We start from the raw sequence: 23,180 nt of genomic DNA, 5'->3' as shown, positions 1-23,180 counted from the left end.
ACCAATCGCCTCGGCCGGAGCCTCAGTGGACGGGGTGCACCGTGCGCCGCGGCCACGGCGCCGGTGCGATCACGATCAGGCCGGCCGCCACGGCGACGGCGCCGCGGGCGCCGAAGCGGTCCGTCGTCAACCGGCCGACGACCGCCGGAAGAGTGGCGAGCGCGGCGGCCGTGAGCAGCCCGCCGGTGATCCACCGCACGGCGCGGCGCATCGCGTCGGGTGCGGGGGCTCGTCCGTCTCGGTCGTCGTTCTGCGCAAAACGTACTCTCCGGTTGTTTCGGCTCCTCCCGAACATACCGGGGCTCATCGGGCAGTGTGGGGAGGGTGGCCGGGAAGGCCCTCTCGGTGATCGAAAACAGACCCGATACGCTGGCTTGAGTGATGGCAGCGACACATCGACAATCCATGTGATCGTCAGCGTGATCGTCAGCAGACAGGAGTACCCCTCGTGACCGTCGTCGGGCCGTTCGGACTGAGCGTGCGGGACCAGGCTCTTGAGACCGATGTCCAGGCCGGACTGGCCGCCGTCGAGGCGGGTCTGCTGGAAGCCACCAAGAGCGAAGTCCCCTTCATCACCGAGGCCGCACAGCACCTGGTCCGGGCCGGCGGCAAGCGGTTCCGGCCGCTGCTGGTCATGCTCGCGTCCCGTTTCGGCGACCCCTACGCGCCCGGGATCGTCCCGTCCGCGGTGGTGGTCGAGCTCACCCATCTGGCGACGCTCTACCACGACGACGTCATGGACGAGGCGGACGTGCGCCGGGGCGTGGAGAGCGCCAACGCCCGCTGGGGCAACTCGGTGGCCGTTCTCACGGGTGACTTCCTCTTCGCCCGTGCCTCGCACATCCTGGCCGACCTCGGACCCGAGGCCGTACGCATCCAGGCGGAGGCCTTCGAGCGGCTCGTGACGGGCCAGATCCTGGAGACGGCCGGTCCGCGCGACGGCCGCGACCCCGTCGCCCACTACCTTGACGTCATCGCCGGCAAGACCGGCTCGCTGATCGCGGTCTCCGGCCGCTTCGGCGCGCTGATGTCCGGCGCCGACGAGTCCGTCGTCGACATCCTGACCCAGTACGGGGAGCGGCTCGGCACCGCCTTCCAGCTCGCCGACGACGTCCTCGACATCGCCTCCGACGCCCACGAGTCCGGCAAGACCCCCGGCACCGACCTGCGCGAGGGCATCCCGACGCTGCCCGTGCTGCGGCTGCGCGAGATGGCCGCGCGGGAGGGGCGTCCGGAGGACCTGGAGCTCGTCGCCCTCCTGGATGGCGACCTGACGGACGACGCCCGCCACGCCGAGGCGCTCACCCGGCTGCGGGCGCACCCCGCCCTGGAGCAGGCCCGCCGCGACACCGTCCGGTACGCGGAGGACGCGCGGGCCATGCTCGCGCCGCTCCCGGAGTGCTTCGCGAAGGCGGCTCTGGAGGAGCTGTGCGACGCGGTGGTGCACCGCGCCGGCTGAGGTTTCCCGTGGGCGGCCGCGCCCGACGGCACCGGACGGGCCCCCGCTCGCCGACCCCTACGGGTCGGCGAGCGGGGGCCCGTTCCGTGTCATCCCACGGTCGTACGTCCAGTTGCTTCCGGGGACTGACGCCCCGGCGACGCCGATTTGGTCAGATGGAGTCATCAACCCCACCAGATCGGGTGAGCGCGGCGACACGCGGATCGTCGCAGTCGACACAGAGGGCAGGGCACTGACATGGCAGCGAACACGAAGACTTCTCGCAGGGTCGCCCGGTACGCCGTACCGGTGGCGGTGGCGGGTGTTGCCGCGGCGACCGTGGCGATGGTCCCCGCCTTCGCCAACGCCGGCGGGCCCGACCTGCCCAAGGTGACGGCGCAGCAGCTGATCGAGAAGATCGCCGCCTCGGACGTGGAGCAGCTGTCGGGCACGGCGAAGATCAGCACCGACCTGGGCCTGCCGAAGATCGCGTCCGGGCTGCTCGGCGGCGGTGGCGTCACGGGCGGCTCCGCCGACCCGGAGGACAAGGTCGCGCAGCTCGCGAACGGCACGCACACCCTGCGGGTCGCGGCCGACGGCGAGGACCGCCAGAAGGTCACCTTCCTGGACGGCAAGGACGAGTACAGCCTCATCCACAACGGCGACGACGTGTGGGGTTACGACTCCAAGTCCAACGAGGTCTTCCACGAGAAGGCCGCCCCGTCGGAAGTGGCGGCCGGCAAGGGCGCGGGCAAGGAGCACAAGACCGGCGACCGGCTGAACGCCTCCCCGCAGAAGCTGGCCGAGGAGGTCCTCGCGGCCGCCGGCCCCACGACGGACGTCAGCGTCGGCGAGACCGCGCAGGTGGCCGGGCGCGACGCCTACCAGCTGGTGCTCAAGCCCAAGCAGGCCGGCTCGACCGTCGGTTCGGTGCAGATCGCGGTGGACGCCAAGAACGGCGTGCCGCTGCGCGTGCAGCTGCTCTCGTCCCAGGGCGGCAAGCCGATCGTGGACGCCGGCTTCACCAAGGTGGACTTCGCCAAGCCGTCCGCCGACACCTTCGCCTTCACCCCGCCCAAGGGCGCCAAGGTGACCGAGGGCGCGGACGGACACGGCAAGGGCGACAAGGACGGTGCGTTCAAGGCGCTGGAGTCCTTCCCGGGCCTGGACGGGCTGGCCGGCGGTCCGGGCGGCAAGGGCGATGTGAAGGTCCTCGGCGAGGGCTGGACGACGATCGCGCGGATCGACTCGGGTGCGGGCAAGGGCCTGGGGGAGCTGGAGAACGACAAGAACGCGCCGAAGGAGGCCAAGCAGTTCCTCGACTCCCTCGGGGACAAGGTGAGCGGCAGCTTCGGCGAGGGCCGGGTCATGTCGACCCGCCTGTTCAACGTCCTGGTCACCGATGACGGCAAGGTCTACGCCGGCGCCGTCACCAAGGACGCGCTGGTGAAGGCGGCCGACGCCAACAAGTAGGACGCGCAGCCACTGCGGTGGCGGGTGCCGCACGGGTGGACGGGGGTGAAAGCTGCTACAGATTTTCTAGTCATTCGTAGTCATTTCTAGTCGTGCATCCCGGATATCTTGATCTTGTGAAGCTTTCGGAGTGGGCGCGGCAGCAGGGCGTGAGTTACCAGACCGCCTGGCGATGGGTGAAGGACGGCAAGATGCCCGTTCCCGTCACCCAGGCGCCGTCCGGGACGTGGCTGGTCGCCGAGCCCGCTCCGGATGCCTCCGCGGTGTCGGGGCGGGTGGTGGCGTACTGCCGTGTCTCGTCAGCCGAGCAGAAAGCCGACTTGGACCGGCAGGCATCACGGGTGGTGGACGGGGCGAACGGGCTTGGCCTGCCGGTCGCTGAAGTCGTGACCGAGGTCGGCTCGGGGCTGAACGGGCGGCGGCGCAAGCTGCACCAGGTGCTGTCCGACCCGCAGGCCGCGGTGATCGTGGTCGAGCACCGCGACCGGCTTGCACGGTTCGGTGTCGAGCACCTCGAAGCGGTCCTGTCGGCGTCCGGGCGGCGCCTGGTCGTCCTCGACCCCACCGAGACCGCCGACGACCTCGTACGGGACATCACCGAAGTCCTCACGTCGATGTGCGCCCGCTTGTACGGGCGCCGCGCGGCGAAGAACCGGGCCGCTCGCGCGGTGGCCGTGGCGACCGGCGAGGACGCCGGGTGAAGAAGTTCCGCCCGCAGCCCGGGTTCGTGGTGCAGGCGTTCCGGTTCGCCCTGGACCCGGGCGCCTCCCAGGAGACGGCGCTGCGTTCGCACTGCGGTGCCGCGCGGGCCGCGTACAACTGGGCTGTGGGCTGGGTGACGGCGTCGTGGTGGCAGCGCCGCGCGGAGGAGACCTACGGGATCCCCGAGGAGTCGCTGACCGGGTGGCGGCCATGGTCGCTTCCGTCGCTGCGGAAGGCGTTCAACGAGGCCAAGCACACCGATCCGAGGTTCTCCGCCTGGTGGGAGGAGAACTCCAAGGAGGCGTACTCCACCGGCCTCGCGAACGCGTCGTCCGCGTTCGATAACTACGCGAAGTCGAAGAACGGCAAGCGGAAGGGCGCCCGGATGGGCGTCCCCCGGTTCAAGTCGAAGCGGAAGGTGCGTCTTGCCTGCCGGTTCACCACGGGCACCATCCGTGTGGACGCCGACGGCCGGCACGTCACCCTCCCCCGCCTCGGGACGATCCGCACCCACGAGCCGACGGTGAAGCTCCTCGGCCGCGTCCAGGCCGGGACAGCCCGGATTCTGTCCGCGACCGTGCGGCACGAACGCGGACGCTGGTTCGCCTCGTTCCAGGTCGAGGTCAAGCGCGACATCGTGCGCGTGGCTCGCCCGGATGTGGCGGTCGGCATCGACCTCGGTGTGAAGACCCTCGCCGTGATGGCCGACAGCACCGGCGAGATCCGCACCGTCGCGAACCCGGGCCACTACGACGCCGCCCGTAAGCGGCTGCGGCGCGCCTCCCGGACCGTGTCCCGGCGTCAGGGCCCCGACCGGCGCACCGGGCAGAAGCCGTCCCGCCGCTGGGAGAAGGCCAACGCGGCCCGCAACCGCGTGCACCACCGGGTGGCGAACCTCCGCGAGGACGCCCTGCACAAGCTCACCACCGCCGTGGCCGCCGAGTACGGCACCGTCGTGGTCGAGGACCTCAACGTCGCCGGAATGCTCCGCAACCGGCCCCTGGCCCGACGCATCGCCGATGCCGGGTTCGGGGAGATCCGCCGCCAGCTCGCGTACAAGACCGGCCAGCGCCACGCCACCCGCCTCGTGGCAGCCGACCGCTGGTACCCCTCCTCCAAGACCTGTTCCGGGTGCGGCGCGGTGAAAGCCAAGCTGCCGCTGCACGTCCGGACCTTCGAATGCGATGCCTGCGGCCTGGTCACCGGCCGGGACGACAACGCCGCACTCAACCTCGCCGCCCTCGCGGCGGCCTGCACCACTGGTACCGGAGTGGCCGGAGACCAGGACACCGCCCCGGCGGCGTCGAAGCCTCGTGGAGCCGACCGTAAGACCCGCGCCACCCGCCCCCGCCGCACGGCGGAGGCGGGGCGGGCAGGTGGCGCAACCCTGCCGCACCAGCGGCAGACAGAAACGAGAGACCGTACTCAAGCCGAAGCCCTCACGCTCTGGTGATGTGACGGACCTTCCGGGCCGAAATGCCCGGAATGCTGAGACCTGACTACGGTCTCGGCAACGGACTGTGTCCCTGCCCACCCTTGCGGCTTTTCCGCTGCCTGTACAGCGCGTTCGCTGTACGGTGTTGGGCATGTCGAGACACGTCACCATCCGCCTGGACGAAGAGTTCCACGAGCGCCTCAAGGCACGCGCGGCGGCGCTGGGGACGACGGTCACCGCGCTGATCACAGAGGTCACGGAGCGCGAACTCGACGAGGACCGGAAGAACTTCCTCTCCGGTATCGAGGAGTTCGCCGATCACTGGGGCTACTTCCAGGAGCGGTTCGGCCATTGAAGATCACCATGGAGTGGGCCTGGACCGCTCTGGCCCACCATCTCCCGTCGGATCCCGCCGTGTGGGATCCCTCCGGGGTGGCCGCCGCCGTCGCCCGTCACCAGAACGACCTGGTCCTGGTGCCAGAACAGCCCGCCCCGGACACCGCGTGGCGGGCCGCCGCGTTTCTGCACACCCTCGCGGTCTGCCCGGCGCTGGAATCGCCGATGAACGAGTTCTACGCGGCCGCGGCGACCCGCTCGTACCTGCGCGTGGCCGGGGCCACGAAACTGCCCACGCCGGAGGAGCTCGGCGATCTGGTCGAGGCGGCGAAGCTGGGCCTCGCGGACGTCGCGGCCGTGGCCGAGGAACTGCGGGCCCGGATGAGGGAGCCGCTGGAGGCCTCCTCCCAGGCCCGCGCCGAGGACGGCTGAGCCCCGGCGCGACCCGGGAGGGACCGTGCCGGGGCCCTGCGAGGACTGCGGGACCACCGTCGCCGTCGCCTAGAAGGTGATCCTCCAGCTGTTGATGTAGCCGACGTCCTGCGCGGCCAGGTCCTTGACCCGGAGGTTCCAGACCCCGTTCGCGACCTCGCTGGAGGCGTTGACGGTGTACGAACCCACGATGTTGTCGGCGCTGCCGCCGGAGCGGTTGTGCAGGTTGTAGACCGTGCCGTCCGGGGCGACCAGGTCGACCACCAGGTCACCGCGGTAGGTGTGGACGATGTTCACGTCCACCTTGGTGGTGGCCGGCGCGTTGCCCGCGACGCCCGAGACCGTGATCGGCGAGCTGACCGCGGCGCCGGGGGAGTCCGGGATGTTCACGTCCGTGGTGTTCTCGAAGGACGGGCCGGGCGGGACCGGGGTGGACGCGCCCAGGGTCCAGATCGCGTACGCGGCGGCGTCCGTGTTGCGGTCCAGGGCGGTGTCGCTGATGTTCGCGGTGTTGTCGCAGGAAGAGTGGTAGCAGCGGTCGAACGCCTGGCCGGCGGTGCCGCCCCACTTCTGCGCCTGCGCCGAGGTCTTGCGGTTGCTCGCCCCGGTGAACAGGCCGCCGACCGGTATGCCCACGTTCTTGAAGGAGGCGTGGTCGGAGCGGCCGTCGCCCTCCGTCTCGATCTCGGTCGGGACACCGATGCCCGAGAAGTAGTTCTTGAAGGTCTGCTCGATCACCGGGTCGTCGTCGTAGACGAAGTAGCCCGGGTTCGGCGAGCCGATCATGTCGAAGTTCAGGTAACCGGAGAACTTCGCGCGCTCGGCGGTCGGCAGGTTGTTGACGTAGTACCTCGACCCGACCAGGCCCAGCTCCTCCGCGCCCCACCAGCCGAAGCGCAGGTGTTTGGTGGGCTGCAGCCCGGCCCGGGAGACGGCGAGGGCGGTCTCCAGGACGGCGGCGCTGCCGGAGCCGTTGTCGTTGATGCCCGCGCCCGAGGAGACGGAGTCGAGGTGCGCGCCGGCCATGAGGACCGAGTTCGGGTCGCCGCCCGGCCAGTCGGCGATCAGGTTGTAGCCGGTGGCGCCGCTGGAGGTGAAGGTCTGCAGGGTCGTGGTGAAGCCCGCCGCGTCGAGCTTGGCCTTCACGTAGTCGATCGAGGCCTTGTAGCCGGTCCGGCCGTGGGCGCGGTTGCCGCCGTTGTTGGCGGCGATCGTCGAGAACTGCGACAGGTGGGCCTTGACGTTGGCGAGCGGGATGTCGGGGGGTGTCGGTGCCGCGGCGACCGCCGTGGGGGCGGCGAGTGCGGCGGGGGCGGCGGAGGCGAACAGGCCGGCGACCGCGAACGCGGTCACGGCAGCGAGGCGCCGGGAGACGGACAGGCTCATGTGGGGGCTCCGGGATTCCGCTGGGGATATGACGGAACGAGCGAGATAGAGCTGGTGAGCTTTAGTGCGTCAGTGCGAGCCTGATGGTCAGCGAGGATGTGACTGTCCGTCAAGACCATAATTCGGTCAGGGCAGTTCGGAAAACGGACGATCCCCGGTACGGAGGGTCCGTACCGGGGATCGTGGGGCCCGGGGCGTTTGCTGGTGCGCGCTCCGCGGGGCGGTCGTTACGCGGGTTCGCGGGCCGGCGCCGGGGCGACCACCGGGGCCGCCTCCAGCCGGGCGCGGGAGCGCCGCGCCGTCCGCAGGGCGTCCCAGGTCAGGATCGCCAGCGCGGCCCAGACCAGGGAGAAGCCGGCCCAGCGCTCGGGCGGCATGGCCTCGTGGAAGTACAGGACGCCGAGCCCGAACTGGAACACCGGGGCCATGTACTGCAGCAGCCCGAGGGTGGACAGCGGGACCCGGATGGCGGCTGCCCCGAAGAAGACCAGCGGTATCGCCGTGACCAGGCCGGTCGCGGCCAGCAGCAGCGCGTGGCCGACGCCCTGCGAGGCGAAGGTGGACCGGCCCTGCGCGCCCAGCCACAGCAGGTAGCCGAGGGCAGGCAGGAACAGCATGGCCGTCTCGGCGGCCAGCGACTCCAGCCCGCCCATGTTGAGCTTCTTCTTGATCAGCCCGTACGTCGCGAAGGAGCAGGCCAGGACCAGCGAGATCCACGGCGGCCGCCCGTAGCCGACGGCGAGCACGAGGACGGCGAGGAAGCTGAGGCCGACGGCCACCCACTGGGCGCGGCGCAGCCGCTCACCCAGCACCAGCACGCCCATCGCGATGCTGACCAGCGGGTTGATGAAGTACCCGAGGCTCGACTCGACCACGTGGCCGTTGTTGACCGACCAGATGTACAGACCCCAGTTCACGCTGATCACCGACGCGGCCAGTGCGGTCAGGCCCAGCTTGCGCGGTTGGCGCAGCAACTCCCGTATCCAGCCCCAGCGACGGACGGCGAGCAGGGCCAGCCCGACCACGGCCAGGGACCACGTCATGCGGTGGGCGAGGATCTCGACGGCTCCGGCGGGCATCAGAAGTGGCCAGAAGAGGGGTACCAGCCCCCACATCCCGTAGGCGCCGAATCCGTAGAGCAAACCCGCGCGCTGCTCGTTCTGTGCCTTCACGGGGCCTCCTGTGCGACTTCCAGCCAACTTCACGACGGTATCGCCGCGCGGCCCGGATGTCATGCCCGTAATTACGAGATACTCATGACACCTTCCGTGAGCCGTGCGTCCGGGCGCATCCGCGCCTCCGCGCCTCCGCGTGACCGCGTGTCCGCGCCTCCGCGCGGACGGCCGGAACCCGCGCCGTCAGGCCGGCGCGGCGCCGACGGCCCGCTCGGTGGCGGTGTGCTCGGCGGTCAGTGCGAAGTCCGCCTCGGGGCCGCCGAGGGTGCCCGTGTAGGCGAGCAGCGCCACGCCCGCCGCCTTCGCCGCGTCGAGTGCATGCCGAAGCCCGGACCCCGTTCGGGGTCCGGGCTTCCGGCGACCGTGGCGCAGGTGCGGTCAGCCGACGACGGTCCAGGTGTCGTTGCCGTTCAGCAGCGCGCCGAGGTCGCCTTTGCCGCTGCGGTCGATGGCCGCGTCGAGCTGGTCGGCCATGAGCGTGTCGTAGACGGGCCGCTCGACGCTGCGGAAGACGCCGATCGGGGTCCGGTGGAGGGTGTCCGGGTCGGCGAGGCGGGAGAGTGCGAACGCCGTGGTGGGGTTGGCGGTGCGGGCGTCGTGGACCAGGACCCGGCCCTCGTTGGCGGGGGTCACGTCGACGACCTCCAGCTCCCCGGTGGCCTCGTTGCGTACGACGCCCTTCTCGTCGTCCGCACCGAACCGGATCGGCCGGCCGTGCTCCAGCCTGATCACCGCCTCGCGGGCCTGGTCCCTGTCCTTGAGGACCTCGAAGGCGCCGTCGTTGAAGATGTTGCAGTTCTGGTAGATCTCGACGAGCGCCGTGCCCTGGTGATCGGCCGCCTGGCGCAGCACCTCGGTGAGGTGCTTGCGGTCGGAGTCGACCGTGCGGGCGACGAAGGAGGCCTCCGCGCCGATCGCCAGCGACACCGGGTTGAAGGGCGCGTCGAGCGACCCCATCGGCGTCGACTTGGTGATCTTGCCGACCTCGGAGGTGGGGGAGTACTGGCCCTTGGTCAGCCCGTAGATCCGGTTGTTGAAGAGCAGGATCTTCAGGTTGACGTTGCGGCGCAGGGCGTGGATGAGGTGGTTGCCGCCGATGGACAGGGCGTCACCGTCACCCGTGACGACCCACACCGACAGGTCGCGGCGGGAGGTGGCCAGGCCGGTCGCGATGGCGGGGGCCCGCCCGTGGATCGAGTGCATCCCGTACGTGTTCATGTAGTACGGGAAACGGGAGGAGCATCCGATGCCGGAGACGAAGACGATGTTCTCCTTCGCCAGTCCGAGCTCCGGCATGAAGCCCTGTACGGCGGCGAGCACGGCGTAGTCGCCGCAGCCCGGGCACCAGCGGACCTCCTGGTCCGACTTGAAGTCCTTCATCGACTGCTTGCTCTCGGCCTTGGGGACCAGCGAGAGCAGGGTCCGCGCCCCGTCGGTCGCCTCCGTCACCTCAGTCATCGATGGCCTCCTTGAGAACCTTGGCGAGCTGCTCGGCCTTGAACGGCATTCCGTTGACCTGGTTGTACGACCGGGCGTCCACCAGGTATTTCGCCCGGATCAGGGTGGCGAGCTGCCCGAGGTTCATCTCCGGCACCACTACCTTCTCGTAACGCCGCAGGGCCTCGCCGAGATTCCTCGGGAACGGGTTGATGTGGCGCAGATGGGCCTGCGCGACAGGGGTTCCGGCGGCCCGGAGCCGGCGGACCGCCGCGGTGATGGGGCCGTACGTCGAGCCCCAGCCGAGGACCAGGGTGGAGGCGCCGTCCGGGTCGTCGACGGCGAGGTCGGGCACCTCGATGCCGTCGATCTTGGCCTGGCGGGTGCGGACCATGAGGTCGTGGTTGGCCGGGTCGTAGGAGATGTTGCCCGTGCCGTCCTGCTTCTCGATGCCCCCGATGCGGTGTTCCAGGCCGGGGGTGCCGGGGACCGCCCAGGGCCGGGCCAGGGTCTCCGGATCCCGCTTGTACGGCCAGAACACCTCGGTGCCGTCGGCGAGCGTGTGGTTGGCGTCCGTGGCGAACTTGACCTTCAGGTCGGGCAGGTCCGCGACGTCCGGGATCCGCCACGGTTCCGAGCCGTTGGCGAGATAGCCGTCGGAGAGCAGGAAGACCGGCGTCCGGTAGGTCAGCGCGATGCGGGCGGCGTCGAGGGCGGCGTCGAAGCAGTCCGCCGGGGTCCTCGGCGCCACGATCGGGACGGGCGCCTCGCCGTTGCGGCCGTACATGGCCTGCAGCAGGTCCGCCTGCTCCGTCTTGGTCGGCAGGCCGGTGGAGGGGCCGCCACGCTGGATGTCCACGATCAGCAGCGGGAGTTCCAGTGACACCGCCAGCCCGATGGTCTCGGACTTGAGCGCCACACCCGGCCCGGAGGTGGTGGTGACGCCGAGCGCCCCGCCGAAGGCCGCGCCGAGCGCCGCCCCGATGCCGGCGATCTCGTCCTCGGCCTGGAAGGTCCGCACGCCGAAGTTCTTGTGCTTCGACAGCTCGTGCAGGATGTCCGAGGCCGGGGTGATCGGGTAGGAGCCCAGGTAGAGGGGCAGATCGGCCTGCTGGCTCGCGGCGATCAGGCCGTAGGAGAGGGCCAGGTTCCCGGAGATGTTGCGGTAGGTGCCGGTGGGGAAGGCCTGGGTCGCGGGCGCGACCTCGTAGGAGACCGCGAAGTCCTCCGTCGTCTCCCCGAAGTTCCAACCGGCCCGGAAGGCCACGATGTTCGCCTCGGCGATCTCCGGCTTCTTCGCGAACTTCTGCCGCAGGAAGCTCTCCGTGGCCTCGGTGGGCCGGTGGTACATCCACGACAGCAGGCCCAGCGCGAACATGTTCTTGCTGCGCTCGGCCTCCTTGCGGGAGAGCCCGAAGTCCTTCAGCGCCTCCACCGTGAGGGTGGTCAGCGGCACCGGGTGCAGGTTGTAGGCGGCCAGCGAGCCGTCCTCCAGCGGCGAGGTCTCGTACCCGACCTTGGCCATGGGGCGCTTGGTGAACTCGTCCGTGTTGACGATGATCTCCGCGCCGCGCGGCACGTCGGCGATGTTCGCCTTCAGCGCCGCGGGGTTCATGGCCACCAGCACGTTCGGGGCGTCGCCCGGCGTGAGGATGTCGTGGTCGGCGAAGTGGAGCTGGAAGGAGGAGACGCCCGGCAGGGTGCCGGCGGGGGCGCGGATCTCGGCCGGGAAGTTCGGCAGCGTCGACAGGTCGTTCCCGAACGACGCGGTCTCCGAGGTGAAGCGGTCCCCGGTGAGCTGCATGCCGTCACCGGAGTCACCCGCGAACCGGATGATCACCCGATCGAGACGTCGTACTTCCTTGCCGTCCGGAGTCCCCGGAGTGCGCTGTCCACCGACAACCGCACCCCCGGCCCCGTCGGACTGTTCGGCTGGGCTGCTGACCTGGCTGGTCACTGAACTGGACCTCCTTCGAGGCGTGAGCACCCCCGTAACCCACCCTACGACGGTAGGGATCAGGCCCCCAGGAGCGACCACATTCTGGACCGTAGGACCGCCCTTCGAGACGGCCCGACCGGTATGCCGTATCTGACAGAGTGTCAGTCGATCAAGATTTCAGGTAGGTGAGAACGGCCAGTACGCGCCGGTGATCCCCGTCACTCGGCGACAGGCCCAACTTCATGAAGATGTTGCTGACGTGCTTCTCCACCGCTCCGTCGCTCACGACCAGCTGCTTCGCCACGGCGGAATTGGTGCGCCCTTCGGCCATCAGCCCGAGCACCTCGCGCTCGCGCGGTGTCAGGCCCGCCAGCACGTCCTGCTTCCGGCTGCGCCCGAGCAGCTGGGCGACGACCTCGGGGTCCAGGGCGGTGCCGCCCCGGGCCACCCGGACCACCGCGTCCAGGAACTCCCGGACCTCGGCCACCCGGTCCTTGAGCAGATACCCCACTCCGGTACTGGAACCGGCCAGCAGCTCGGTGGCGTACTGCTCCTCCACGTACTGCGACAGCACCAGCACGCCTATGCCGGGGTGATCGCGCCGCAGCCGTACGGCGGCCCGCACCCCCTCGTCGGTGTGCGTCGGCGGCATCCGCACGTCCGCCACCACCACATCGGGCAACGCGTCCTCGGCCGCCAGCTCCGCCACCGTCTTGATCAGGGCTTCCGCGTCCCCGACGCCCGCCACGACGTCATGCCCCCGGTCGGTCAGCAACCGGGTCAGGCCCTCGCGCAGCAGCACTGAATCCTCGGCGATGACCACCCGCACCCTGTCTTCCACGACTCAGCAGCTCCCGCGTCCACTCGTTCCCGTACTGCCCGACCCAGCCAAGCATCCCAGCCTTGGGTCCCGGTGAAGGCAGAGCCGGAACAACACGTGGGCGTACGGGGGGAGTCTTCGCATGCGGAGCGCACCATGCCGCTCCCGGAACCCGCAGTCCGGGCCGCCGCTCCTCGGGAGCCGGCACCATGGGAGGCGGTGCCGCGGGGGTCGGTACCGGCTTCCGAGAGGCGGCGTCGCCTTCAGCCGCGCCGGGGGTTCGGGGCGGTGCCTTGCCCGGCCCCGCACGGGGACACCTCCCGGCGGTGGCCGGGGGAGTTCGGGGGAGTTCGGGGAGCCCGGGGCGACGTCCCGGGAAGCGGCGCCGAGCCGGGCATCCGAGAGGGCCCCCGCCCACCCGGACGGGAGCCCCACCGCCGTGCACCGGCGTCATGCCGGACCGGCGTCGCGCCGCGTCGGCATCCCGCTACCGCGGGCCTGCGCCCGCCACGGCAGCTCGGCGGTGACCGTCGTTCCGCCCCCCTCGGGGGAGTCGACGACCAGCACCCCGTCCACGGCGTCCAGCCGCTCGGTGAGCCCCGCCAGCCCGCCCCCGCCGCCCGCGTCCGCGCCGCCCCGCCCGTCGTCGGCGACCCGCAGCAGCAGCCGCCCCCCGGACTTCCACACGTCCACCGAGGCCGACCGGGCCGCCGAGTGCTTGCTGATGTTCTGCAGCAGTTCCGAGACCGTGAAGTACGCGATCCCCTCGATGGCCGCGGCCGGCCGGGCCGGCAGGTCCACGGCCACTCGTACCGGCACGGCGCACCGCGACGCCACCGAGGACAGCGCCGCGTCCAGCCCGCGGTCCGTGAGCACGGCCGGATGGATCCCCCGGGCCAGGTCCCGCAGCTCCTGCAGGGCGATCTTCACCTCGCCGTGCGCCTCGTCCACCATGCGGGCCGCGGCCCGCGGGTCCTCGCCGAGCTTCTCCTTCGCCATCCCCAGGTCCATCGCGAGCGCCACGAGCCGGGCCTGCGCGCCGTCGTGCAGATCCCGTTCGATGCGCCGCAGGTCGGCGGCGGCGGTGTCCACGACGACCCCGCGGTCGGATTCCAGCTCGGTGACCCGGTGGTCCAGCCGGGACGCCCCGAGCAGGCCGCCGACCATGACCCGGTCGACGGTGGTCAGGGCCCGGATCACCCACGGGGTGACGAGCGTGAAGGCCAGCCCGACGAGGCAGGTGAGGGCGATCTCCGCGGGGGAGTCGAGGTAGAAGCTGTAGTCGTCGTTCTGGAAGAGCTGGAGACCCGGCTGGTCGGTGAAGGCCGGGAAGACCCAGAACCACACCGGGTACAGCAGGTACGCCCAACCCACCGCCCAGAACGTCAGTGCCAGGCAGAAACCGAACACCGCCCACGGGAAGTGGATCACGGAGTACAGCACGTGCCGCCAGGCGCTCCCGCTGCGGAGCACCGCGCCCATGGCGGCGAGGGGCCCGCTCTTCTTCGCCCGGATCGGCGCGGGCTCGGCGACGTCCGTTCCGAGCAGTACGCGTACCCGGGCCCGCTCCAGCCGCCCGATCCCGCGGCACGTGGCCAGGACGCCCGCCAGGACCGGGACGCCGAGGAAGGTCACCAGCAGCCCCGCGCCGAGGCTCAGGCCGGTGATGACGAGCGAGAAGTACACCGTGCTCAGCGGCAGCCCGACCAACAGGTGCGCGAACTCCCGCCAGGTCCGCCCCGCCACCGGGGCCCACAGCACCGCGCCCACACCGCCGCCCCGCCCGCCCTTGCCGTCGTCCATCTCCGACCCGCCCTTCCGCTCCTCGACCACACCTCCACCCTCCGTCCCGCCCCCACCCCGGGACCATGCGGCAGGTCGGCCTCTCCACCCGGGGGTTAACCCCACCCCGCCGGCGTCCGAGCGCCGCCAGATCCAGCCCCGCCGGCGTTTGAGGCACGGGGTCCGGGGCAGCGCCCCGGGAGGCGGCGCCGCGCCGGGCAGACGGGCGCGACCCCCGTTCGGCCTGGGTCCGCGGCCGGGGCTGGCAGATTCAGCCTCGCCGGCGTTTGAGGCACGGGGTCCGGGGCGGCGCCCCGGGAGGCGGCGCCGCGCCGGGCAGACGGGCGCGACCCCCGTTCGGCCTGGGTCCGCGGCCGGGGCTGGCAGATTCAGCCTCGTCGGCGTTTGAGGCGCGGGGTCCGGGGCAGCGCCCCGGGAGGCGGCGCCGCGCCAGGCAGACGAGCAGGGCCCCCGCCCACCCCGGACGGGAGTCCCGCGTCACCGAACGGCCCCGGCCCCGGTCACGGCGGCGCAGCCCCGGCCCCGGCCGCGGCCCGGCCTCAGCCACGGCCGGCGAGGCCCCGGTCACGCCACGGCAGCTCCGCCGTCACCACCGTCCCCTCCCCCTCGGGGGAGTCCACCACCAGCACCCCGTCCACCGCGTCCAGCCGCTCCGCCAGCCCCGCTAGCCCGCCTCCGCCGGACGCGACCGCCCCACCCCGCCCGTCGTCGGACACCCGCAGCATCAGCCGGGCGTCCGCCCGCCACACCTCCACGGTCGCGCCCCGCGCCTGCGCCCCCGCGTGCTTGCTCACGTTCTGCAGCAGCTCGGACACCACGAAGTACGCGATCCCCTCGATCGCCTCCGCCGGCCGGGCCTCCTGCCCCGCCGGCAGGTCCACGACCACCTTCACCGGCACCACGCACCGCGCCGCCAGCGACGACAGCGCCGCGTCCAGTCCCCGGTCGGTCAGCACGGCCGGATGGATCCCCCGCGCCAGGTCCCGCAGCTCCTGGAGCGCCAGCTTCACCTCCCCGTGGGCCTCGTCGACCATCGCCGCCGCGCCCTCCGGGTCCTCCAGCAGCTTCTCCTTCGCCAGGCCCAGCCCCATCGCCAGCGCCACCAGCCGCGCCTGGGCCCCGTCGTGCAGGTCCCGCTCGATGCGCCGCAGGTCCGCCGCCGCGGTGTCGACCACCACGCCCCGGCCGGACTCCAGCTCCGCTATCCGCCGCTCCAGGTCGTCGGAGGGCGACAGCAGGCCCCGTACCATCGCGCGGTCCACGTTCGCCAGCAGCCGCACCAGATACGGCAGCACCGGCCACAGCACGAACAGCCCGGTCAGGACTACCGTGAAGGTGAGCACCCCCCAGGGCAGCCGGATCAGCTGGTACAGCACGGTCCGCCAGCCGACCGGATCCTTGATGCTCGTCCACAGCCAGGGGAAGAATCCGCCGGACCGCCGCGGCCCGGGGATCGGGGTCGGCTCCTCCACCCGGACGCCCAGCAGCAACCGTGCGCGGGCCCGCTCCAGCCGTCCCATGTGCCGAGACAAAAAGAGACCGACCGCAAGCAAAGGGAGTCCGATCGCGGTCACGGAAAGACCGCCCGCGGTGGAAACCATGACGATCGCGTAAACGAAACCGAGGATCGCCTCCGGCAGATTGGTCACCAGATGGGCGATTTCCTTCCACGTGACGGCGCTGAATACGGGCCGAACGCGGGGAGGCGCGTCGTTGTCGGCGACGGCCGGGCTCGTGGTCATGCGCCACAGCCTGTCAAGGGCGGCTCGCTGATGCCATGGGGTGGCCGGGGTGCTGTGAACGGGGGATAACCCCACCCCGTGTGAGGCAGGCCCTAGACTCCCGTCCGTACCAGATCGTCGACAGTGACCGAGGAGCGAGGAACGGACGTGCCCGAACCAACGGTATCGACCGTAACCGTGCTCGCGGCGGACTACTTCCGGAGTTATTCGGTCGTCGGTCTGCTGGCCGCCCTCGGTGTGCTCTTCGTGGCCGTCGCCTTCGGCGCGGGCCGCCTGCTGCGGCCCGTCGTCCCGACCCCCGAGAAGCTGCTGACCTACGAGTGCGGCGTGGACCCCGTCGGCGAGGGCTGGGCGCACACCCAGGTCCGCTACTACGTCTACGCCTTCCTCTACGTCATCTTCGCCGTCGACTCGATCTTCCTGTTCCCGTGGGCGACGGTGTTCGCCGCCGCCGGCTACGGCGCCACGACCCTGGTCGAGATGTTCATCTTCCTGGGCTTCCTGGCCGTCGGCCTGCTCTATGCGTACAAGAAGGGCGTCCTCGAATGGACGTGACACCTCAGCCGGAGCTGCTCCCGGAGCCCAAGCGCCTCGGAGTCCTCTCCCGTCTGGCCCCGGAACCGATGAAGGTGGTCCTGAACTGGGGCCGCCGGTACAGCCTGTGGGTCTTCAACTTCGGCCTCGCCTGCTGCGCGATCGAGTTCATCGCCGCTTCGATGGCCCGGCACGACTTCATCCGCCTCGGGGTCATCCCCTTCGCGCCGGGCCCGCGCCAGGCGGACCTGATGATCGTCTCCGGCACCGTCACGGACAAGATGGCCCCCGCCGTCAAGCGGCTCTACGAGCAGATGCCGGAGCCGAAGTACGTCATCTCCTTCGGCGCCTGCTCCAACTGCGGCGGCCCGTACTGGGACTCGTACTCGGTGACGAAGGGCGTCGACCAGATCATCCCCGTCGACGTCTACGTGCCCGGCTGCCCGCCCCGGCCGGAGGCGCTCCTCCAGGGCATTCTCAAGCTCCAGGAGAAGATCGCCCGCGAGTCGCTGGCCGAGCGGTACGCGACGGGACCGTCCGTCTCCCAGCTCACCAGCGGCCTGGTCACGCCCCCGCCCGTGCCCGCCCGGGAGGCCGGCGCATGAACCTCTACGACTCCCTTCCCGACGCCGCGCCGACGGTCTTCGGAGCCGAGGCCACCGCGGAGCTCTCGTACGACGTCCTCACCGTGGACGTGCCCGTCGGCAGTTGGATCTCCTCGCTGGAGATCGCCCGGGACAAGCTGGGCTGCACGTTCTTCGACTGGTTGAGCGCCGTGGACGAGCCCGGCACCGGCTTCCGGATCTGCGCGCACGTCGCCTCGCTGGAGAACCACCGCGTGCGCAGGCTGCTGCTGCGCACGACCGTCCCGCACAGCGCCCCCTCGCTGCCGTCGGCCGTCGCCGTCTACGCGGGGGCGGAGTGGCACGAGCGCGAGACGTTCGAGATGTTCGGGATCACCTTCACCGACCACCCGAACCTGGTGCACCTCCTCCTCCCGGAGAACTTCGAGGGGCACCCGCTGCGCAAGGACTTCGTGCTGGCCGCGCGCGTCGCCAAGGCCTGGCCCGGTGCGAAGGAGCCGGGCGAGGCACACGACCCGGACGCCCCGAAGCGCCGCCAGATGCTGCCGCCCGGCGTGCCGGACCCCAACGACTGGGGCCCGCTGAAGGGCCAGCTCCCACCCGCCCCGGCCCGTCCGGCCCGCACCCCGCGTGCCGCCGGAGCGGCCGGTGCCGCCGCCCGTGCCCCGCGCGAGGGCGCCCCCGTCCGCCGCACCCGCTCGGTCGCCGAGGGCTCGGCGACCCAGACCGCCGACGCCGCGGCTCGCCCGGCCCGCCGCACCCGCTCGGCGGCGGAGGGCTCCGCGAGCCAGGCGGCGGAGGCCGCCGTTCCGGCGACGGAGGCCCCCGAAGCCGCGGCTCGCCCGGCCCGCCGCACCCGCTCGGCGGCGGACGGCTCCGCGAGCCAGGCAGCGGAGACCGCTCCGGGCCCGGACACCCCCGAAGCCCCGGCTCGCCCGGCCCGCCGCACCCGCTCGGCAGCGGAGGGCTCCGCGAGCCAGGCAGCGGAGACCGCCGTTCCGGCGACGGAGGCCCCGGCTCGCCCGGCCCGCCGCACCCGCTCGGCGGCGGACGGCTCCGCGAGCCAGGCGGCGGAGGCCGCGCCGGGCCGGGAGGCCACCGGCACGGGGCCGGCCGTCCCCGACACCGCCCCCGACGCCGTCCCCGCCCCCGACGCTCCGGACGCGGAGCCCGCGCCGCGCGCCCCGCGCCGCCCGGCACCCCGCAGCTCCGACGCCCCCTGGCACGACCCGAAGCCCGCCTTCGACGAGCCGGCCCCCAAGGCGGACCCGAAGGACGGGCCCGGGGAAGCCCCCGAGACCGACCCCACCACCGACAACGGAGGCGACGCGTGAACGACGTCCTCGACGTCGCCCTGCGGCTGATCGTCGTCTTCGCCGTCTTCCTCGTGCTCCCGCTCGTCATCGGGCAGACCGAGCACAAGGTGATGGCCCACATGCAGGGCCGCCTCGGCCCCATGTACGCCGGCGGCTTCCACGGCTGGGCCCAGCTCGTCGCCGACGGCGTGAAGTTCGCGCAGAAGGAAGACGTCGTCCCGGCGGGCGCCGACCGCCGGATCTTCCAGCTGGCCCCCGCCGTCGCCCTGCTGCCGTACCTCCTCGTCCTCCTCGCCATCCCCATCGGCCCGGGCGAGGGCGCGGTCGGCCAGGTCATCGACGCCGGACTGTTCTTCGTACTCGCCGTCATGGGCGTCGGAGTCCTCGGCTCGCTCATGGCCGGCTGGGCCTCCGCGAACAAGTTCTCCCTGCTCGGCGGCCTGCGCACCGCCGCGCAGTTGCTCGCCTACGAACTCCCCATGCTGCTGGCCGCCGCCTCCGTGGCGATGGCCGCCGGGACGGTCTCCCTCCCCGGCATCGTGGAGGCCTTCGAGTGGTGGTGGCTGCCCTGGCAGATCGTCGGCGCGCTCGTCTTCTTCACCGCCGGCCTCGCCGAACTGCAGCGGCCCCCCTTCGACATGCCCATCGCCGACTCCGAGATCATCTTCGGCGCGTACACCGAGTACACCGGCCTGCGCTTCGCGCTCTTCCTGCTCGCCGAGTACGCCGGCATCGTCGTCCTCTGCTTCCTCACCACCGTCCTCTTCCTCGGCGGCTGGCACGGCCCCTTCGGCGCCGAGGACCTCGGCTGGGTCTGGACCCTGCTCAAGACCGCGGTCCTCGCCTTCGTGGTCATCTGGCTCCGCGTGAGCTACCCGCGCCTGCGCGAGGACCAGCTCCAGAAGCTCGCCTGGACCACACTCATCCCGCTCGCGCTCGCCCAGATCGCGCTCACCGGCATCGTGAAGGTGGCGATCCAGTAATGCCCATCCCCGGATCCGGCCTCGCCAAGGGCCTGGCCGTCACGCTGCGCACGATGACGAAGCGCTCGCACACGGCCCAGTACCCCGACGTCCAGCCCGAACTCCCGCCCCGCTCCCGCGGGGTCATCGGCCTGTTCGAGGAGAACTGCACGGTCTGCATGCTGTGCGCCCGTGAGTGCCCCGACTGGTGCATCTACATCGACTCCCACAAGGAGACGGTCCCCGCCTCCACCCCCGGTGGCCGCGAGCGCAGCCGCAACGTGCTCGACCGCTTCGCCATCGACTTCTCCCTCTGCATGTACTGCGGTATCTGCATCGAGGTGTGCCCCTTCGACGCCCTCTTCTGGTCGCCGGAATTCGAGTACGCGGAGACCGACATCCACGAGCTGACCCACGAGCGCGACAAACTCCGCGAGTGGATGTGGACCGTCCCGGCCCCGCCCGCCCTGGACCCCGCCGCCGAGGAGCCCAAGGAGATCGCCGCCGCGCGCAAGGCGGTGGAGAAGGCCGAAGCGGCTGCCGCCGCGGCGGCAGCCGCCGAAGCCGCCGAAGCCGCCGCCAGGGCGGCCGAGAACGAACCGCCGACCACCCCGACCCCGGAGTCAGACGCGTGACCCCCGCCGCCACCCTGGCCGCAGCCGCCACCACCGGGCCCGGTTTCCTGTCCCCGACCGGCGTCGAGATCGCCTTCCTCCTCGTGGGCCTCGCCACCTTCGGCGCGGCCCTCGTCACGGTCACCACCAGGCAGCTGGTGCACGCCGCCCTCTGGCTGGTCGTCGCCCTCGGCGGGATCGCCGTCGAGTACCTGCTGCTGACAGCCGAGTTCATCGCCTGGGTCCAGGTCCTGATCTACCTCGGTTCCGTGGTCGTTCTCCTCCTGTTCGGTCTGATGCTCACCAAGGCCCCCATCGGCCGCTCCCCGGACGCCGACTCCGGCAACCGCCCGATCGCGCTCGGCGTCGCCGTCGTGGCTGCCGCCGCCCTGGTCTGGGTGGTCGTCGACGCCTTCCGCACCACCTGGATCGACCTCGACGGGCCGGTCCAGGGCTCCACCAAGGTCTCCGGCGAGATTCTCTTCCAGCACTGGGTGCTGCCCTTCGAGGCGCTCTCGGTCCTCCTCCTCGCCGCCCTGATCGGCGCCATCGTGCTGTCCCGCCGCAACGACCCGGCCGACGCCAAGGACAAGGGGAAGCGCTGATGCACCTCGCCTACCCCGCCGTGCTCGCGGCGCTCCTCTTCTGCACGGGCCTGTACGGAGTGCTCGCCCGCCGCAACGCCATCCTGGTCCTGATGTCCGTCGAGCTGATGCTCAACGCCGTCAACCTCAACCTGGTGGCCTTCGACGTCTGGCTGCGCGACACCCTGCACGCCGGCCAGGCCCTCACCCTCTTCACCATCGCCATCGCCGCCGCCGAGATCGGCATCGGCCTCGCGATCGTGCTGATGGTCTACCGCAACCGCGGCACCTCGGACGTCGACCGCCTGCGCGACACCGCCGAGGGCCACGAGCCCGCCCCGAACGCCACCGGCGACAGCACCACAGACGCCACCAGCACCGCCCGGCCGGAGGTCGCCGCGTGAGCACCACGACCCTCGCCGTCCTCGTCCCGCTGCTCCCCTTCCTGGGTGCGGTGGCGGGCCTGCTGCTCGGCCGCACCGCCCCCGGCTTCGTCCGCCCCCTCGCGATCCTGCCGACGCTCGCCGCCGCCGTACTGGCCGTGACCGTCGCCGTCCGACAGGGCGGCGGACAGCCGATCAGCACCGCGACCGAGCTGACCCCGACCGGCTCGGTGCCGATCGACCTCTCGCTCTACATCGACGGCTTCGCCGCACTGGTCGCCGTCCTGGTCGGGGTCGTCGCCACCTGCGTGCAGCTCTACTCCACGGCGTACCTCCGTGAGGACCCGCGCTACCCGTCGTACGCCGCTCTCGTCTCGCTGTTCACCTCCGCCATGCTGCTCGTCGTCTACTCGGGCGACCTGATGGTGCTGCTGGTCGGCTGGGAAGTCATGGGCATCTGCTCCTACTTCCTCGTCGGCCACTACTGGGAGACCGAAGCGGCCCGCTCCGCCTCCCTGAAGGCCTTCCTCGTCACCAAGCTCGGTGACGTCCCCTTCCTCATCGGCCTGTTCGCGCTCGCCACCGACGCCGGCTCCTTCCGGATCACAAAGATCCTCGGGACCGTCGCCGCGGGCGGACTCGACCATCCGACGCTGATCGCACTGCTCCTGCTCGCCGGCGTCGCGGGCAAGTCCGCGCAGTTCCCGCTGCACACTTGGCTCCCCGACGCGATGGCCGGCCCCACTCCCGTCTCCGCGCTGATCCACGCCGCGACGATGGTCGCCGCCGGTGTCTACTTCATCGCCCGCCTCCTGCCCGTCTTCGCGGCCTCCGCCGCCGCACTGATCGTCATGGCCGTCATGGCGGCGGTCACGATGGTCGGCTCCGCCCTCGCCGCCCTCGCCCAGGACGACATCAAGCGGGTCCTCGCCTACTCCACGATCGGCCAGCTCGCCTACATGACCGGCGCCCTGGCCGTCGGCGACCGCGGTGCCGCCGTCTTCCACCTCCTGTCCCACGGCGCCTTCAAGGCGCTCCTCTTCCTGGGCGCGGGCGTGATCATCCACGCCGCCGGTACGAACTCCCTGGCCGCCATGTCCCGGATGGACGGCCTGGCCAAGCGCATTCCCGACGCCTTCTGGACGATGACGATCGCGCTGCTCGCGCTCGCCGCCATCCCGCCCTTCGCCGGCTTCTTCTCCAAGGAAGCCGTCCTCGTAGCCGCCGAGCAGACCGCCACCGGCCACTCGGACCTCGCTCCCAGCGCCGCCGGATGGCTCGTGCTCGTCTCCGGCGTGCTCACCGCCCTGCTCACCGCCGCCTACGCCGCCCGGCTGTGGCTGATGGCCTTCCGCGGCCGGGGCGCCGCCGCCCCCGACCACGGCAAGGAACCCCTCGCCATGACCGGCGTGCTGTGGCTGCTCGCCGTCCCGTCGGTCGCCTTCGGTCTCGCGGCGGACTCCCTCGCCGACTGGTTCGACGGCAGGGCCCTCACCCCGACCGTGGCCACATCGATCCTCGGCACGGGCGCCGCCGTCCTCGGCGCGATGCTCACCTACGCCCTCTGGCAGCGCGCCACCGCCAGGGCCGCCACGGCCACCGCCGCCGCACCCGCTCGCCGTGCCGGCGCCGCCGAGCAGCCCGCCGCCGTGGCCGCCGAGGTGTCCGCGGCCATCGCGGCGGCCGAGTCCGCGGCCGAGACGCCCGAGGTCGCGGAGGTCACCCACGAGCACCCCGCCGTCCCGGCGGTGCCCGCCGCCGACCCCGGCCGGGCCCTCCTGGGCCCCCTGCACCGCCACGCCGCCGAGGGCTTCCACCTGGACGCCGTCTACGACCGGCTGTTCGTACGGCCCGTCCGCGCCGCCGCCCGCCTCGTCGGCTTCCTCGACCGCGAGGTCGTGGACACCTACGTCCGCGGCGCGGGCAGCGGCACCCGGCTGCTCGGCGGCCTCGTACGCCGCGCCCAGACCGGCAACGTGCAGAGCTACCTGAGCGCCCTGCTCGCCGGGGCCGTGGTCCTGGCGATCGCCACCGCCGTCCTCGCCAACGTCAACGCCGGATCGTGAGCCGTGAGTCAGCCGTGAT

At 71.8% G+C, this 23,180-nt stretch carries 22 protein-coding genes and 1 pseudogene; 14 read left to right on the top strand and 9 right to left on the bottom strand.

What is annotated here, in order from left to right; all coding sequences use genetic code 11:
* Nucleotides 1–22: 22 nt before the first annotated feature.
* Nucleotides 23–199 (bottom strand): hypothetical protein, encoded by a 177-nt coding sequence (locus tag ACIPXC_RS10895; RefSeq protein ID WP_401615665.1) that lies wholly within the window; start codon nt 197–199, stop codon nt 23–25.
* A 249-nt stretch (nt 200–448) separates the two neighbouring features.
* Here ACIPXC_RS10895 and ACIPXC_RS10890 point away from each other — a divergent pair, with 249 nt between their 5' ends.
* From ACIPXC_RS10890 to ACIPXC_RS10865, 6 genes are all read left to right on the top strand, one after another.
* Entirely contained in the window at nt 449–1,459 is a 1,011-nt protein-coding gene (locus ACIPXC_RS10890; protein WP_401615663.1) for a polyprenyl synthetase family protein, read from the top strand.
* Nucleotides 1,460–1,696: 237 nt separating this feature from the next.
* Nucleotides 1,697–2,911 carry an outer membrane lipoprotein carrier protein LolA gene (locus tag ACIPXC_RS10885; protein WP_401615661.1) on the top strand — a complete coding sequence of 405 codons (1,215 nt, stop codon included), beginning with the start codon at nt 1,697–1,699 and terminating at the stop codon, nt 2,909–2,911.
* A 116-nt stretch (nt 2,912–3,027) separates the two neighbouring features.
* Complete coding sequence (locus ACIPXC_RS10880) at nt 3,028–3,612, top strand: IS607 family transposase (RefSeq protein ID WP_401615659.1); 585 nt, start codon at nt 3,028–3,030, stop codon at nt 3,610–3,612.
* Nucleotides 3,609–5,066 carry an IS607 family element RNA-guided endonuclease TnpB gene (tnpB, locus tag ACIPXC_RS10875; protein WP_401615657.1) on the top strand — a complete coding sequence of 486 codons (1,458 nt, stop codon included), beginning with the start codon at nt 3,609–3,611 and terminating at the stop codon, nt 5,064–5,066. Before ACIPXC_RS10880 ends, tnpB begins: the two co-directional genes overlap by 4 nt.
* A 133-nt stretch (nt 5,067–5,199) precedes the next feature.
* A complete protein-coding gene (locus tag ACIPXC_RS10870; RefSeq protein ID WP_366677843.1) occupies nt 5,200–5,403 on the top strand; it encodes a ribbon-helix-helix domain-containing protein in 204 nt (67 codons plus the stop codon).
* Nucleotides 5,400–5,816, top strand: a complete 417-nt coding sequence (locus tag ACIPXC_RS10865) for a hypothetical protein (RefSeq protein ID WP_401615655.1) — start codon at nt 5,400–5,402, stop codon at nt 5,814–5,816. Before ACIPXC_RS10870 ends, ACIPXC_RS10865 begins: the two co-directional genes overlap by 4 nt.
* 69 nt (nt 5,817–5,885) lie before the next feature.
* Here the strand turns inward: ACIPXC_RS10865 and ACIPXC_RS10860 are convergent, their stop codons facing one another.
* The 8 genes and pseudogenes from ACIPXC_RS10860 to ACIPXC_RS10825 all read right to left on the bottom strand — a co-directional run bounded on the left by ACIPXC_RS10860 (nt 5,886) and on the right by ACIPXC_RS10825 (nt 16,118).
* Complete coding sequence (locus ACIPXC_RS10860) at nt 5,886–7,202, bottom strand: M28 family metallopeptidase (RefSeq protein WP_401615653.1); 1,317 nt, start codon at nt 7,200–7,202, stop codon at nt 5,886–5,888.
* A gap of 227 nt (nt 7,203–7,429) precedes the next feature.
* On the bottom strand, nt 7,430–8,374 hold the full coding sequence (gene rarD, locus ACIPXC_RS10855; protein WP_401615651.1) for an EamA family transporter RarD: 945 nt from the start codon (nt 8,372–8,374) through the stop codon (nt 7,430–7,432).
* Between the two features lie 204 nt (nt 8,375–8,578).
* Nucleotides 8,579–8,692: pseudogene (locus ACIPXC_RS10850) on the bottom strand (KR domain-containing protein); the annotation flags it as partial.
* 63 nt (nt 8,693–8,755) lie between these two features.
* Nucleotides 8,756–9,835, bottom strand: a complete 1,080-nt coding sequence (locus ACIPXC_RS10845; protein WP_401615649.1) for a 2-oxoacid:ferredoxin oxidoreductase subunit beta — start codon at nt 9,833–9,835, stop codon at nt 8,756–8,758.
* Nucleotides 9,828–11,771: a 2-oxoacid:acceptor oxidoreductase subunit alpha gene (locus ACIPXC_RS10840; protein ID WP_401615647.1), complete on the bottom strand. Its 1,944-nt coding sequence runs from the start codon at nt 11,769–11,771 to the stop codon at nt 9,828–9,830. The genes ACIPXC_RS10845 and ACIPXC_RS10840 overlap by 8 nt, the downstream gene beginning before the upstream one ends.
* 151 nt (nt 11,772–11,922) lie before the next feature.
* Nucleotides 11,923–12,582, bottom strand: coding sequence for a response regulator transcription factor (locus ACIPXC_RS10835; RefSeq protein WP_030026962.1), 660 nt, complete (start codon nt 12,580–12,582; stop codon nt 11,923–11,925).
* A gap of 441 nt (nt 12,583–13,023) precedes the next feature.
* Nucleotides 13,024–14,376 carry a sensor histidine kinase gene (locus ACIPXC_RS10830; protein ID WP_401615884.1) on the bottom strand — a complete coding sequence of 451 codons (1,353 nt, stop codon included), beginning with the start codon at nt 14,374–14,376 and terminating at the stop codon, nt 13,024–13,026.
* 539 nt (nt 14,377–14,915) lie between these two features.
* Nucleotides 14,916–16,118 (bottom strand): sensor histidine kinase, encoded by a 1,203-nt coding sequence (locus ACIPXC_RS10825; protein ID WP_401615645.1) that lies wholly within the window; start codon nt 16,116–16,118, stop codon nt 14,916–14,918.
* A 147-nt stretch (nt 16,119–16,265) separates the two neighbouring features.
* Here ACIPXC_RS10825 and ACIPXC_RS10820 point away from each other — a divergent pair, with 147 nt between their 5' ends.
* Genes ACIPXC_RS10820 through ACIPXC_RS10785 form a run of 8 tightly spaced genes read left to right on the top strand, consistent with a single transcriptional unit; the run spans nt 16,266 to nt 23,161 of the window.
* Nucleotides 16,266–16,673 (top strand): NADH-quinone oxidoreductase subunit A, encoded by a 408-nt coding sequence (locus ACIPXC_RS10820; RefSeq protein WP_030012240.1) that lies wholly within the window; start codon nt 16,266–16,268, stop codon nt 16,671–16,673.
* Entirely contained in the window at nt 16,664–17,257 is a 594-nt protein-coding gene (locus tag ACIPXC_RS10815) for an NADH-quinone oxidoreductase subunit B (RefSeq protein ID WP_401615643.1), read from the top strand. The genes ACIPXC_RS10820 and ACIPXC_RS10815 overlap by 10 nt, the downstream gene beginning before the upstream one ends.
* Nucleotides 17,254–18,570, top strand: coding sequence for an NADH-quinone oxidoreductase subunit C (locus ACIPXC_RS10810; protein ID WP_401615641.1), 1,317 nt, complete (start codon nt 17,254–17,256; stop codon nt 18,568–18,570). Before ACIPXC_RS10815 ends, ACIPXC_RS10810 begins: the two co-directional genes overlap by 4 nt.
* A complete protein-coding gene (locus tag ACIPXC_RS10805; protein ID WP_401615639.1) occupies nt 18,567–19,535 on the top strand; it encodes an NADH-quinone oxidoreductase subunit H in 969 nt (322 codons plus the stop codon). The genes ACIPXC_RS10810 and ACIPXC_RS10805 overlap by 4 nt, the downstream gene beginning before the upstream one ends.
* On the top strand, nt 19,535–20,149 hold the full coding sequence (locus ACIPXC_RS10800; protein ID WP_401615637.1) for a NuoI/complex I 23 kDa subunit family protein: 615 nt from the start codon (nt 19,535–19,537) through the stop codon (nt 20,147–20,149). Before ACIPXC_RS10805 ends, ACIPXC_RS10800 begins: the two co-directional genes overlap by 1 nt.
* Nucleotides 20,146–20,733: an NADH-quinone oxidoreductase subunit J gene (locus ACIPXC_RS10795; protein ID WP_401615635.1), complete on the top strand. Its 588-nt coding sequence runs from the start codon at nt 20,146–20,148 to the stop codon at nt 20,731–20,733. The genes ACIPXC_RS10800 and ACIPXC_RS10795 overlap by 4 nt, the downstream gene beginning before the upstream one ends.
* Nucleotides 20,733–21,116: an NADH-quinone oxidoreductase subunit NuoK gene (nuoK, locus tag ACIPXC_RS10790; RefSeq protein ID WP_401615633.1), complete on the top strand. Its 384-nt coding sequence runs from the start codon at nt 20,733–20,735 to the stop codon at nt 21,114–21,116. Before ACIPXC_RS10795 ends, nuoK begins: the two co-directional genes overlap by 1 nt.
* Nucleotides 21,113–23,161 (top strand): NADH-quinone oxidoreductase subunit L, encoded by a 2,049-nt coding sequence (locus ACIPXC_RS10785; RefSeq protein ID WP_401615631.1) that lies wholly within the window; start codon nt 21,113–21,115, stop codon nt 23,159–23,161. Before nuoK ends, ACIPXC_RS10785 begins: the two co-directional genes overlap by 4 nt.
* Nucleotides 23,162–23,180 lie beyond the last annotated feature (19 nt).

The organism is Streptomyces sp. NPDC090021 (genome assembly GCF_044748225.1).
Lineage (GTDB): Bacteria > Actinomycetota > Actinomycetes > Streptomycetales > Streptomycetaceae > Streptomyces.
The sequence above is the reverse complement of the archived record's forward strand: the minus strand, read 5'-3'. Positions and strand labels throughout refer to the sequence as shown.